This window comes from Lutaonella thermophila (genome assembly GCF_055387725.1).
The window spans coordinates 1,584,677-1,597,719 of the sequence record NZ_AP043783.1; the positions used below are offsets into that span (position 1 = coordinate 1,584,677).

Below are 13,043 nucleotides of genomic sequence, written 5' to 3' on the forward strand. Positions count from 1 at the left end.
TATGAAAAAGTCTCTAATTCTTTTTGCAGCTATAGTTATTGCCTTTTTTATGGTAGATAGGCTAGTTTTTTTATGGCTAAATAAATTAGAGCAAACTATTTATAGAGGAGGGACAATTGGTAAAGTAAATACATTTTTTAAATGTAAAGATTCTGTAGATATTTTAATTTTTGGAAGCTCAAGAGCAGTTCATCATGTAAATCCTGATGTGTTTTCTGTTCCGGCATACAATATGGGGATGGATGCTACTAGAATTGGTTACGCAACTGCATTAATAACTACATTACAAAAACGCGATCAAGTAATTTTAATTCATATAGATCACAACAGAATATTTGATGAAACTTTTGATGGCTCTGATGCACTCTCACTAAAAAATTTATTAATTAAAAATAATTACATCAAAGATTTTTATAAATCGTATTTTCCTTCAGAACTATTTAAGGCTAACATCTCTAGAATGTACCTTTACAATGGCAAAGTGTTTTCTATAATTAAAAATAAATTTTTAGGTAATAAAGACACCATACAAAACGGATATTTACCTCTTTATCAAACTAAAGAGCAAAAACTAATTTTTGAGACGCTTTTAAAAGAAAAGAAGTTTAATATTAATGAAAACATTAATAAGCCGTTGGTAGTAAATAAACTATTTGAGGAGTTTGTAAATTCAATTTTAGAAAAGGCAAGTAACAATAATTCAAAAGTTATTTTTTTTACTTCTCCATCATTAAATAAGGTAGATAGAGAGGTAGAAGTTGCTACAAAAAAATTCTTTGTAAAGAAAAATGTACTATATTATAACTACTTAAATTATTTAGATAGCTTTCCTGGCAGAACTATTTATTTTAGGGACTTTACACACCTTACAGCAGCAGGAGCAGAAACTTTTTCAAAAAAAATTAAAGAAGACTTAGATGAAATTCTTTAACTGGAGGTTTGCTTTTTATCAGTTAACCGATGTTAATAAAAAATTTAACGAAATATTGCTCTAAAAATCAAATACTTAAATATAATCGTTATTTTTACATTGTACATTTTACCCTCACCGTATTAAATTGATTAATAGCCCAGGTTAATTTGATAGATTAGGGTTATGTTTCTTACCAAGAAATTATTTGTGCTTAGCTAACAGCTATAATTCCCTCAGCCTCTCTGCACAAATATTTATTCAATGGTTTTTTGCGTATTACCTGGTTTAAAGCTTTAAGTGGCTAACAAATTGTGTAACAGGTTTATAGGTTTTTAAGTGATAACAAAAACTACCAAAATTTGGCTTTCGTCTCCTCATATGAGCGGATTAGAGAGAGCGTATGTAGAAGAGGCTTTCCAGACTAATTGGATAGCGCCTCTAGGGCCTAACGTTCAGTATTTTGAGGAGCAATTAGAGCAATATTTGCAAAATAATGTGCATGTTGCTGCTTTAAGCTCGGGCACTTCGGCAATTCATTTAGCACTGGTCCTGTTAGGTGTTAGTGCCGGCGATGAGGTAATATGCCAGAGTTTTACATTTTCTGCTTCAGCAAATCCTATAAAATATTTAGGTGCAACTCCTGTTTTTGTAGATAGTGAAACCGATACCTGGAATATTTGTCCGAATCTATTAGAAGATGCCATTAAAGATCGCATTGCTAAGGGCAAAAAACCTAAAGCTATTGTAGCAGTACACTTATACGGAATGCCTTATAAGGCTAAGGAAATTAGTGAAATATCAGAACATTATAATATCCCTGTTGTTGAAGACAGTGCCGAAGCACTTGGTAGTTTATACCACAACCAAAAATGTGGTACTCTTGGTACTGTTAGTATCTTATCATTTAACGGAAATAAAATTATTACCACCTCGGGTGGAGGGGCGTTAGTTGTTAAAACCAGAGAACTAAAGGAAAAGGCTGTTTTTTTAGCTACACAAGCCAGAGATAATGCTCCACATTATCAGCACTCTACAATTGGTTATAATTACAGAATGAGCAATGTGGTGGCTGGTATTGGAAGAGGGCAGATGCATGTTTTAGAAGATAGAGTAGCAGCAAGAAGACATAATTATACAGTATATAAAGAGTTTTTAGAGCCTTTTAAGGAGTTAACTTTTTTACCGGAGCCGGAAAATTGTATTTCTAACAGATGGTTAACGTGTATGTTAACCAATAGCTATGCTAAGAGAGAACAAATTAGAGAGGCATTATTACAAGAAAATATAGAATCTAGGCCTTTATGGAAGCCTATGCACCTTCAACCTGTTTTTAAAGATGCTCCAAATTACACCAACGGTGTTTCAGAAGCATTATTTAATAAAGGTTTGTGTTTACCAAGCGGTTCTAATTTAGAACCAGATGATCTTCATAGAGTTATTCAAACAATCACTAAAACTTTTTGAGTATGTTAAAAAAATACCTTACCCGAAGTGCTCAGAAGTACGCCTCTAAATGGTTGGTGCTTGGTATAGACCTTTTTATGGTTATGATTACTTTTTTCATAGCTTATTTTGTTCGTTTTAATTTCACGCTGAATTTTGATAGTAAAAAATTTATAGTTCAGTTACCATTTTTAGTTATTGCTGCTTCAATAAGTTTTTTAATTACGGGCTCTTATAAAGGAGTAGTAAGACATACAGGTATTAAAGATGTTATTAGTGTTTTTAAAGCTACTACATTAATGGCATCTATTAGCATTCTTTTTGTTATATCTAATAAAACATTTAATCTAATTGAAGGCTACACTATTCCGCTTTCTATAATAGTTATACACTCTTTAATTTGCTTTTTAGCCTTATCGTCAAGTAGGTTGGTTTTTAAAATGGCCTACAACCACTATTTTAATAAGATAAAAAACAAAAAAAGAGTACTTATTTATGGGGCAGGAAACTCTGGTATTATGACCTACAATGCCTTAGTTGGTAGTGCGAGTGATAAAGTTTATGTTGCCGGATATATTGATGATGATAAGAAAAAGATTGGCAAATATATAAATGGAGTTTTAGTATACTCAAGATCAGCAGTAGATCCTAAGTTTATTTATTTAAACAGGATTGATGAGATAATTGTATCTATACAAAGCACCTCTAAAGAACGTTTTAGAGAGATTGTAGATGGATTGGTTGAGCTGCCTACCAAAGTAAAAGTTGTGCCTCCAATTGAGCGTTGGATTAACGGCGAGCTTAAAGCAAGTCAGATAAAGCAAGTTCAAATAGAAGACTTGTTAGACAGAGTACCAATAAATATTAAAAATCCTAAACTGGAGAGAGAACTTTAGGAGAAGTTATTATGGTTACTGGCGCTGCAGGCTCTATTGGAAGTGAAATAGTTCGTCAGATTGTTAATTATTCTTTTAAACAACTTGTATTAGTAGATCAATCAGAGTCATCATTATACGATGTGCAACAAGAACTAAAACAAAGAGAAATTCATAACATTAAATGTATTGTTGCCGATATAAGAGATAAAAACAGAATAGATTACATATTTCAGCACTATAAACCTTCTATAGTTTTTCATGCAGCAGCTTATAAGCATGTTCCACTAATGGAAGACAGCCCATATGAAGCCATTAAAATTAATGTTGGTGGCACTAAAATTTTAGCCGATGCAGCATCGCATTACAAAGCCAAAAAGTTTGTATTTATTTCTACAGATAAAGCAGTAAACCCAACCAGTGTAATGGGGGCTACTAAGCGCATTGCAGAGATGTACATAAGTTGCATTCAAAAATCAAGTAAAACCAAGTTTATTACTACCAGATTTGGTAATGTATTAGGCTCTAATGGCTCTGTAATACCTTTATTTAGAAAACAAATAGAAAAGGGTGGTCCTATAACCGTTACTCACAAAGACGTTACCAGGTTTTTTATGACAATTCCTGAAGCTTCACAATTGGTATTAGAAGCAGGAGCAATGGGCAAAGGAGGAGAGATATTTATTTTTGATATGGGTCAATCTGTTAAAATCTATGACCTTGCTTTAAATATGATAAAACTATCCGGATTAAAATATCCTGAAGATATTAATATACAAGTAACAGGGTTAAGACCGGGAGAAAAGTTATATGAAGAATTGTTAGCCCATGGAGAAGACAACCTTCCTACCTATCATAAAAAAATAATGATTAGCAAGGTTAGAGAGCTCGATTACAATAAAGTGAAAGCAGATATAGAAGAGTTGTGTGTGTCTAATGTGTTTCAGAACACAAACATAGTTAAAAAAATGAAAGAGCTTGTTCCTGAGTATATCTCTAACAACTCTAAGTTTGAAGCGTATGATAATTCTTCTAAACAAAAACTTCAAAATCAGAATACAGAAAGTAGTACTCGTTCTATAAGTATTTAATCAACCTTAATTTATTATGAAAAAAACAACCGTTAGATTTTTCCCCAAGACTATTTTGTTTATTGTTTTATCAACTATGTTAATTTCTTGTGGTTCAAGAGAAGATATTGTATATTTTCAAAACGCTAAAGATTTCGAAACAGTAGTAGATATTGATACCTTTACTCCGAGGTTTAAAGTAAACGATATAATTAGCATCAATGTATCTACTTTTGACATGGATGCTGTTAAACCCTTTAATTTAGTTAGGGAGTCTGGTGATGGTAGAGTTAGAGAAGTAGATTATATAATAGATAAAGATGGTTATATAGATTACCCTGTACTTGGTAAAATAAAATTGCTTGGTTTAACAGTAGAAGAAGCGAAGAGTTTATTTAAAGAAAAACTAAAAGATTACTTAAAAGATCCTATAATTAATATTAGGCTTTTAAATTTTAGAGTTTCTGTATTAGGAGAGGTAAATCGTCCCGGAACCTATCAAATATCAGGAGAACGTGTTACTGTATTAGAAGCTATTGGTTTAGCAGGAGATTTAACCATTAAAGGAAAAAGAAATAATATTATGGTTATTAGAGACTTTAATGGTGCTAGAACCTACAGCAGAATAGATTTAACCACTAAAGAAGCTCTAAATTCACCGGTTTATTATTTAACCCAAAATGATGTGGTTTATGTAGAACCAAATGAATCGGCAATTTATGCATCACGTTCAGACAATAGAACCTCTATTGCAATATCTATTGCTTCAATATTAATAACATCTACAGTAGTAATTTTAACCAGATAAGCTACAGAAATTAAAAACCTCATGAACAACGGTCAAGAACAAATACATAAAAACAATTCTCAAGAAGATTTAGATTTAAAAGAAATATTGTCCTATTATCTTGGATATTGGAAATGGTTTTTATTAAGCTGTTTTTTATGTGGAAGTTTGGCTTATTTATACCTTCGTTACGCAACTCCTGAGTATGAGGCCTATGCAAAAATAATGCTGGTTGATGAAAATCAGGCATCACCTAGTCAGGTACTTTTAAAAGATTTAGAGCTTTTATCGGGTTTAGAAAGCGAAAAAATAAAAGACGAAATAGAAGTTTTAAAATCAAGAAAACTAATGGCCAATGTGGTTAAATCACTTGGTATAAATGTTGAAATTTTTAAAAAAGGTAGAATTCACGACTCAGAATTATACCCAAAAGCTCCTATTAAATTAAATTTTATAGAATCTGACTCTGTTATTTACGAATCTGAATTTAGTTTTTTTATTAATGTTAAATCTCCAACTGAATTTGTTTACTATATGGATGAGGAAGACACTCCTAAAGTAAAAACATTTGGAGAGAATATTATAACTAAAATAGGAGGTATAATAATAACTCCAACCATTAATAATATTGAGACCTTAAAAGGAGAACCCATACAAGTTAAAATTAAACCACTTAATAAAGTAGCTGAATCATATAAAGAAAAAATTAAAATTACTCAAGCAGATGAGTTTTCTAAAGTGTTAAATATAACTCTAAAAGACAGGGTTAGAAAAAAAGCTATTGATGTAATTAATGAATTGGTTTACCAATATAACAAGGTGTCTGTTGATCAAAAAAGTGAAGAAGCAAAAAAAATAGCTAATTTTATTAACGACAGGATAGATTTAATAGCTACAGACCTATCTAGTATAGATCAAAGTGCAGAGCGTTTTAAAACAGGTAATAAGCTTACTGATATTGTTTCTGAAGCCGACATGTATTTAAGTTCAAGTTCTGCAACAGAAGAAGAACTGGCAAAAAGCCAAACAGAACTAAACTTAATAAACTTCATGAAAGAGTCTGTAACTCAAGATCAGGCTCAGTTTGAACCCATCCCTTCTAACGTTGGGTTATCAGATCCTTCTATAACAAACATTACGGAAAAATACAATGAGCTTATTTTAGAACGTCAACGACTATTGAAAAGTTCTAATGAAAAAAACCCTATGGTTGTAAAGTTAGATCAAGAATTAGATGGGTTAAAATCTTCTTTAAGCCAGAGTTTAAACAACTTGCGAAATACTATTAGAATTAGAGTAGATAACTTAAAAGAAAGGACAGCTAGGATTAATTCTAAAATTTATTCGGTCCCCGGACAGGAACGAAGATTAAGAGACATTCAACGTCAACAGCAAATAAAAGAGTCATTATACCTGTATCTTTTAGAAAAAAGAGAAGAAGCCACTATCTCATTATCATCAACAGCTGCAAACGCTAAGGTAATAGATAGTGCATACAGCCCACTACCAGGCCCCGTTTCTCCTAAACCTAAAATGGTATATTTAGCAGCTATATTTATTGGGCTTGCAATACCATTCTCTATTCTTTATGCGAAGAGCCTACTAGATAATAAAGTTCATAAAAAGGAGGATATAGAAAAACGTATTTCTAATATTTCTGTGGTAGGAGAAATACCTCATATAAAATCTAAATTTACACCTCTTATAGAAAAAAATGATAGATCTGTGCTATCGGAAGCATTCAGAATTGCTCGAACTAATTTTGATTACTTAAGAAAAATACGAAAAAGAGAACAATACAATAATGTGCTTTTTGTTACCTCTACTGTTAAAGGTGAAGGGAAAACTTTTTTCAGTATGAATATGGCACTTACCTTTGCTAATTCTAACAAGCGTGTACTTTTAATAGGTGCAGATATTAGAAATCCCAAAATAAAAGAATATTTAGTATCTGTTAAATCAGAAAAACTACATCATTTTGGTTTAACCGATTACTTATTTGATGACAGCTTAGAACTTTACGATGTAATAAGAACATATAGAATAAAAAATAATAACATAGATATTTTATTACCGGGTAAAACTCCACCTAATCCGGCCGAGTTGCTTATGAGCGATAGAATGGAGCTGTTGTTCAATGCAGTTTCTCAAGAGTATGACGTTGTAATTGTAGATACGGCACCTACTTTATTGGTAACAGATACATTACTTTTTAGTCAGTTTGCAGGTCATACATTTTATCTCGTTAGAGCAGGTTTCACCGAGAAAAAACTACTAAACTATGCTAAGGAGTTAAACGATTCTAGAAAGTTAAACGGAATGATGTTAGTGCTCAATGATGTAAAGCAAGCTAATTTTGGCTATGGAGCTAAATATGGATATGGTTATGGGGTAGAGAAGAAAAAGAAATCTCTTATACCTTTTTAGCATCAAATACATCACTTGTATTTTCTATAATAGATTTCAGTAGCGCTATATTTTTTTTTGTTATTTGCAGCTGTTCTATTTTTTCTAATTGGTAAAGATTATGAGCATCTGTACCGACAAAGTCTATTAAATTATTTTCTAATAGTGTTACTGCAGTTTTTTGAACGCTTTTTCCATAATACTCAGATAGTGATAGCAAATTTAATTGAAAAAAACATCCCATTTGTTTTAGTGTTTTGTACATATCTGGAGTATTGTAATAATATGAGTAACGCTCCGGATGGGCTAAAACCGGCCAAAAACCACTTTCTCTGATTTGCTGTAAAATGCTAAATAAATTAATAGGAGGTTGTAAATAAGAGAGTTCTACCAGCAAATACTTTTTTGCTAAAGGCATTACAGTATTTTTTTCTAAGATAGTCTCAAAATTAGAGTCTATCATATGTTCTGCTGCAGCATTAATTTTTAAATGAGTAAGTCTTGCAGGCGTTAGTACACTTTCTAATCTTTTAAATGATTTTTCTATAGATTGTGGAGTGTTTTCATAATAATCTTTCATTATATGAGGGGTAGCAATTATATTATAAATACCCATCTGAGAGTATTTTTTAAGCATGCTAATAGCGTCTTTAACTGCCTTAGCTCCATCATCAATTCCGGGTAAAACATGACAATGAATATCTGTAAAGCCTTCAAGGTGCTCTCCTAAATAATATTTCTTTTTAAAAATAGAAAACATATAAACTCGTTCATTAAACTATTTGCCGATACAAAAATTTGCAAATATGTTACCAAGCAGGTCTTCGGTAGATATCTCTCCTGTAATCTCTCCAAAATAATAAAGTGCTTGTCTAATATCTATAGCAAGTAAATCTCCGGATAACCCTTCATCTAAACCACGTTTTACCTTCTGAATTTCTTCAAAAGCATTCACAAGAGCATCGTAATGTCGAGAATTAGTAACAATGGTCTCGTTATTTTTAAGTTCGCCGGTATTTACATAAGCCAGTAGTTGCTCTTTTAACGTTTCTACTCCAATACCATCTTTTGCAGAAAGAGGTAAGGCTGCAGGGATTTTTTTAAATAAATTGGTTTTATCTGATTCAGAAATTTTATCCACCTTGTTTAATACGGTAATCACTAATTTTTCTGGATATTTAGAAGCAATTTTATGAATCTCTGTTGTAATGTTTTCAAGCTTTTCTGAATCAGAAATTAAATTTGATGCGTCTAAAAGATACAGTACAACTTTGGCTTGATTAATTTTCTCAAACGTTTTTTTAATACCTATAGATTCTACTGTGTCTTTGGTTTCTCTAATACCGGCAGTATCAATAAACCTAAAACCAACACCACCAATAACAAGTTCATCTTCAATAGTATCTCTGGTAGTACCGGCAATATCACTAACAATGGCACGCTCTTCGTTTAGCAGAGCATTAAGTAAAGTAGATTTCCCTACATTGGGCTCTCCGACAATAGCAATTGGAATTCCATTTTTTATAACATTACCAACTGCAAAACTATCTATTAAACGCTTCAGTACATTAGTAATTTTATTTAATAGCGCTTTAAAATCTTCTCTGTTAGCAAATTCAACATCTTCTTCAGCAAAGTCTAATTCAAGCTCAATTAAAGAGGCAAAATTTAATAACTCGTCTCTTAACTTTTTTATTTCGTTACTAAATCCACCACGCATTTGCTGCATTGCTATTTTATGTGCAGCTTCATTATCACTGGCAATTAAATCGGCTACCGCTTCTGCCTGGCTCAAATCTAATTTACCGTTTAAAAAAGCTCTAAGCGTAAACTCACCGGCTGTTGCCATCCTACACCCTTTTTTAATAAACAATTGAATGATTTGTTGTTGGATGTAGTTAGAACCATGGCAAGAAATTTCTACAACGTCCTCGCCGGTGTATGAATTAGGGTTTTTAAATACAGAAACTAAAACTTCATCTAAAACTGTGTTTTCATCTACAATATGACCTAAATGTATGGTATGTGATTTTTGATTAAGCAGTTTTTTATTGCCCTTAACCGATTTAAAAGCTTCATCTACATAAACTATTGCATTGGGCCCCGACAACCTAATAACTGCAATTGCACCAGTGCCCGGAGGCGTAGCTAAGGCTATTATAGTTTCTTGTAATATCATTTATTCTTATTTAAAGCAAAAGTACAAAAGTTAATGTTCTAAAAGGGTATAAATACTTCTTACAAAAACACCTCTTAACACTCTTTAACAATGTAGGTTAAAACCTGTTAAAAACTTGATTTTTAAGCTCTATTTTTTAAATTATATATACGGAATTAATTGTTAACCCAATAAAACATTTAAACTATGAATTATTTAAATTTAGATAAAGAGAAAACTTCAAAAACGGTATTTGAGCTAAATATATTATTAGCTGATTACCACTTGTATTATCAAAAATTAAGAAATTTTCATTGGAATGTATTAGGCAAAAACTTCTTTGATTTACATGAGAAGTTTGAAACAATGTATGATGATGCTAAAGTTAAAATAGATGAAATTGCCGAACGTATTTTAACATTGCGCTTTCAGCCGGTTAGTAACTACTCTGAGTATTTAAAATTATCTAACCTTAAAGAATCTTCTTCTGATATATCTGATACAGAAATGGTAAAAGATTTGCTAAATGACCATGGCAAACTTTTAACCCAAATGAGAAAAGTTGTTGAAAAGGCAGAAGAAGCTAAAGATGAAGGTACTATAGATTTAGTAGGAGCATACATTAGAGAGTTGGAAAAAACATCATGGATGTTAGATGCGTGGATTATGAACAGCACCGATGTTATGCAGAAGCCTTCTGTAAGTAAATAACAGAATTATTTTCACAGTACCGGTTGGCTTTTGCCTAAAAGCCACCGGTTTTTTTATTGTAGAACCTTTAAAAACCTAAAAAAATGAGAGAAGAACTCGCTGAAGCTTGGAATAAAATGATAGAGAAACTAGAAGGTTGGTTAGATACAGTTGTGTCTTACTTACCCAATTTTGTAATAGCGTTATTGGTGTTTACAGCTACCTTTTTTATATCGAGGTATGTAAATAAAGTAATGCTTAAAGCACTTGCAAAAACATCAATGCAGTCGTCTATAAAAAAAATTACAGCTAAAACCACTGCAATACTAGTTATTTTATGTGGTTTGTTTTTAGCACTTGGGATAATGGATTTAAATAAGGTGCTAACCACAATGTTAGCAGGTGCTGGTGTAGCCGGTTTGGCTGTTGGTTTAGCATTACAAGGAGCGCTATCTAACACTTTTTCAGGTATAGTTCTCTCTTTTGTAAAACACATAAAATTAGGAGATTGGGTAGAAACTAATGGTTATTCCGGTGAAATTGTAGATATAAATTTACGAACTACAACACTTAAACAAGTTGATAATAATTTGGTAGCCATACCCAACAAAATGGTATTAGAGAACCCAATAAAAAACTACTCTGCAACAGCACAATCTAAAGTTATTTTAATGTGCGGAGTAGGATATGAGTCTGATTTAGAGTTTGTAAAAAACTTAACTCAAAAAACAATTTCTGAAAACTTTGAAGCTGTAGAAAACAAAGCAGATGTGCAGTTTTTTTACACAGAGTTTGGGGATAGCGCTATTAATTTTGAGACAAGGTTCTGGATTAACTCTACAAGCGGATTAGAAGTTAAAAAAGCAAAAAGTAAAGCAATTATGTTGCTTAAAAAGGCTTTTGATGAACACGGAATAAACATTCCGTTCCCAATAAGAACATTAGAGTTTTCTAACAAGCTTCAATTAAATGGGGTTAACAAAGAAAGTTTTTCGGTGAGTTAGGTTTTTAGGCTGCGCATTGCGCAGCTTTTTTTGTAATAGTTTGTAACAAAAAGTGCTTTTTTGCGTCATAATAATAGTGATAACCAATTAATCATCAATCATGAAACGTTCAGACAATCAACTGCTTGTAATTACGCACCTTAGTCAGTTATTAGATTTAATCACTGCTGTAGGTGGTTTTATTGTTCCTTTAATACTTTGGTTAACACAACGCGATAAAGTTTTGCATATGGATGAGCACGGTAAAGCAATTATAAATTTTAGAATAAGTATGCTGCTGTATGCAATTTTATGTGTGCCGCTAATTTTATTTTTTGGTTTAGGTATTTTAGGACTTATTGCTATTTGTATTTTTTACTTTATTTTTCCGATTATTAATGCTGTTAAGGCAAGTAATAATGAGCAACCATATTACCCGTTAAGTGTAAAAATTATAAAGTAAAACATTAAAAAAAGATAAATAAAAAGCCGCTTTAAAGCGGCTTTTTTACTAATTATATAAACTAAAATTTAATTGTTTAACATAACCGGCATAACAAGCATGGTTATATGTTCTCCTTCATCTAATCCATCTACCGGAGTGAGTAACCCTGCACGATTAGGCAAACTCATTTCTAGAGCAACCTCATCTGAAGATAAATTGCTTAGCATCTCTATCAAAAAGCGAGAGTTAAAACCAATTTGCATATCGTCTCCTTGGTAATCACAAGTTAAACGCTCTTCGGCTTTGTTACTGTAATCTATATCTTCTGCAGATATATTAAGCTCTGCACCTGCAATTTTGAGTCTTATTTGATGTGTTGTTTTGTTCGAAAATATAGAAACACGTCTAACAGAGCTTAAAAACTGATTTCTATCAATAGTTAATTTGTTCGGATTCTCTTTTGGTATAACAGCTTCATAGTTAGGGTACTTACCATCTATCAGTCTGCAAATTAGCTCGTAATTATCAAAAGTAAACTTAGCGTTATTTTCATTGTACTCTACGGTAACATCCGATTCACTTCCTGCTAAAATACCTTTTAGTAAGTTTAAAGGTTTTTTTGGCATAATAAATTCTGCAGGATTGTTAGCTTTAATATCTGTGCGCTGGTACTTTACTAATTTATGGGCATCTGTAGCTACAAAGGTTAACCCTTCTGGAGTAAACTGAAAAAACACACCGCTCATTACCGGACGAAGATCATCATTACCGGCAGCAAAAATTGTTTTGCTGATTGCTGTGGCAAGAACATCTCCCATTACTGTTGTAGAACTGGCGTCAGAAAGTGTTACTGCTTTAGGAAACTCTTCACCGTCTGCGTAAGCTAACGCATATTTACCGTGGTTAGAGCTTATTTCTATGGTGTTATTATCTTCTACAACAAAAGTTAAAGGTTGTTCAGGAAACGTTTTTAATGTGTCTAACAATAGTTTAGCCGGTATAGCAACACTTCCCTCAGAATCGCTTTCAACCTCCAATACAGCACTCATAGTAGTTTCTAAATCTGATGCAGAAACAGTAAGTGTGTTTTTGTTTAGGTTAAATAAAAAGTTATCTAAAATAGGAAGTGTGTTATTGTTATTTATAACTCCTCCTAAAACTTGAAGTTGCTTTAAAAGATATGAACTTGATACTATAAATTTCATTTACTCAAAATTTTCAGGTAATGCAAATATATTTTAATTTAAGGTTTTATCTATACAAACTTATTAAC

At 32.0% G+C, this 13,043-nt stretch carries 12 protein-coding genes; 9 read left to right on the forward strand and 3 right to left on the reverse strand.

Annotated features, from left to right (window positions below):
- The first annotated feature begins 1 nt into the window (after position 1).
- From ACZ5CF_RS07450 to ACZ5CF_RS07475, 6 genes are all read left to right on the forward strand, one after another.
- A complete protein-coding gene (locus tag ACZ5CF_RS07450; protein WP_464578593.1) occupies positions 2–931 on the forward strand; it encodes a restriction endonuclease subunit S domain-containing protein in 930 nt (309 codons plus the stop codon).
- Positions 932–1,291: 360 nt separating this feature from the next.
- Positions 1,292–2,377 carry a DegT/DnrJ/EryC1/StrS family aminotransferase gene (locus ACZ5CF_RS07455; protein ID WP_464578595.1) on the forward strand — a complete coding sequence of 362 codons (1,086 nt, stop codon included), beginning with the start codon at positions 1,292–1,294 and terminating at the stop codon, positions 2,375–2,377.
- A gap of 2 nt (positions 2,378–2,379) precedes the next feature.
- Positions 2,380–3,252 (forward strand): nucleoside-diphosphate sugar epimerase/dehydratase, encoded by an 873-nt coding sequence (locus ACZ5CF_RS07460; protein WP_464578596.1) that lies wholly within the window; start codon positions 2,380–2,382, stop codon positions 3,250–3,252.
- A gap of 11 nt (positions 3,253–3,263) precedes the next feature.
- Positions 3,264–4,322, forward strand: a complete 1,059-nt coding sequence (locus ACZ5CF_RS07465; RefSeq protein ID WP_464578598.1) for a UDP-N-acetylglucosamine 4,6-dehydratase family protein — start codon at positions 3,264–3,266, stop codon at positions 4,320–4,322.
- Between the two features lie 16 nt (positions 4,323–4,338).
- Positions 4,339–5,109, forward strand: a complete 771-nt coding sequence (locus ACZ5CF_RS07470; RefSeq protein WP_464578600.1) for a polysaccharide biosynthesis/export family protein — start codon at positions 4,339–4,341, stop codon at positions 5,107–5,109.
- 21 nt (positions 5,110–5,130) lie between these two features.
- Positions 5,131–7,515: a GumC family protein gene (locus ACZ5CF_RS07475; RefSeq protein WP_464578602.1), complete on the forward strand. Its 2,385-nt coding sequence runs from the start codon at positions 5,131–5,133 to the stop codon at positions 7,513–7,515.
- On the opposite strand, the gene ACZ5CF_RS07480 is transcribed toward ACZ5CF_RS07475, so the two are convergent.
- Entirely contained in the window at positions 7,502–8,254 is a 753-nt protein-coding gene (locus tag ACZ5CF_RS07480) for a tyrosine-protein phosphatase (RefSeq protein ID WP_464578603.1), read from the reverse strand. The genes ACZ5CF_RS07475 and ACZ5CF_RS07480 overlap by 14 nt on opposite strands.
- 18 nt (positions 8,255–8,272) lie before the next feature.
- Complete coding sequence (gene mnmE / locus ACZ5CF_RS07485) at positions 8,273–9,673, reverse strand: tRNA uridine-5-carboxymethylaminomethyl(34) synthesis GTPase MnmE (protein WP_464578604.1); 1,401 nt, start codon at positions 9,671–9,673, stop codon at positions 8,273–8,275.
- Positions 9,674–9,859: 186 nt separating this feature from the next.
- Here mnmE and ACZ5CF_RS07490 point away from each other — a divergent pair, with 186 nt between their 5' ends.
- The 3 genes from ACZ5CF_RS07490 (at position 9,860) to ACZ5CF_RS07500 (ending at position 11,788) form a co-directional block, all read left to right on the forward strand.
- On the forward strand, positions 9,860–10,363 hold the full coding sequence (locus ACZ5CF_RS07490; RefSeq protein ID WP_464578605.1) for a Dps family protein: 504 nt from the start codon (positions 9,860–9,862) through the stop codon (positions 10,361–10,363).
- Positions 10,364–10,446: 83 nt separating this feature from the next.
- Positions 10,447–11,346 carry a mechanosensitive ion channel family protein gene (locus tag ACZ5CF_RS07495; RefSeq protein ID WP_464578607.1) on the forward strand — a complete coding sequence of 300 codons (900 nt, stop codon included), beginning with the start codon at positions 10,447–10,449 and terminating at the stop codon, positions 11,344–11,346.
- Between the two features lie 100 nt (positions 11,347–11,446).
- Positions 11,447–11,788: a DUF4870 domain-containing protein gene (locus tag ACZ5CF_RS07500; protein WP_464578609.1), complete on the forward strand. Its 342-nt coding sequence runs from the start codon at positions 11,447–11,449 to the stop codon at positions 11,786–11,788.
- 68 nt (positions 11,789–11,856) lie between these two features.
- On the opposite strand, the gene dnaN is transcribed toward ACZ5CF_RS07500, so the two are convergent.
- Positions 11,857–12,975 (reverse strand): DNA polymerase III subunit beta, encoded by a 1,119-nt coding sequence (gene dnaN, locus ACZ5CF_RS07505; protein WP_464578610.1) that lies wholly within the window; start codon positions 12,973–12,975, stop codon positions 11,857–11,859.
- Positions 12,976–13,043 lie beyond the last annotated feature (68 nt).

Bases quoted from the DNA above. Each gene is read 5' to 3' on its own strand.
- mnmE (WP_464578604.1), bottom strand. From the start codon at position 9,673: ATGATATTACAAGAAACTATAATAGCCTTAGCTACGCCTCCGGGCACT.
- ACZ5CF_RS07450 (WP_464578593.1), top strand. From the start codon at position 2: ATGAAAAAGTCTCTAATTCTTTTTGCAGCTATAGTTATTGCCTTTTTT.
- ACZ5CF_RS07490 (WP_464578605.1), top strand. From the start codon at position 9,860: ATGAATTATTTAAATTTAGATAAAGAGAAAACTTCAAAAACGGTATTT.
- ACZ5CF_RS07465 (WP_464578598.1), top strand. From the start codon at position 3,264: ATGGTTACTGGCGCTGCAGGCTCTATTGGAAGTGAAATAGTTCGTCAG.
- ACZ5CF_RS07470 (WP_464578600.1), top strand. From the start codon at position 4,339: ATGAAAAAAACAACCGTTAGATTTTTCCCCAAGACTATTTTGTTTATT.
- ACZ5CF_RS07500 (WP_464578609.1), top strand. From the start codon at position 11,447: ATGAAACGTTCAGACAATCAACTGCTTGTAATTACGCACCTTAGTCAG.
- ACZ5CF_RS07480 (WP_464578603.1), bottom strand. From the start codon at position 8,254: ATGTTTTCTATTTTTAAAAAGAAATATTATTTAGGAGAGCACCTTGAA.
- dnaN (WP_464578610.1), bottom strand. From the start codon at position 12,975: ATGAAATTTATAGTATCAAGTTCATATCTTTTAAAGCAACTTCAAGTT.
- ACZ5CF_RS07455 (WP_464578595.1), top strand. From the start codon at position 1,292: ATGAGCGGATTAGAGAGAGCGTATGTAGAAGAGGCTTTCCAGACTAAT.
- ACZ5CF_RS07475 (WP_464578602.1), top strand. From the start codon at position 5,131: ATGAACAACGGTCAAGAACAAATACATAAAAACAATTCTCAAGAAGAT.
- ACZ5CF_RS07495 (WP_464578607.1), top strand. From the start codon at position 10,447: ATGAGAGAAGAACTCGCTGAAGCTTGGAATAAAATGATAGAGAAACTA.
- ACZ5CF_RS07460 (WP_464578596.1), top strand. From the start codon at position 2,380: ATGTTAAAAAAATACCTTACCCGAAGTGCTCAGAAGTACGCCTCTAAA.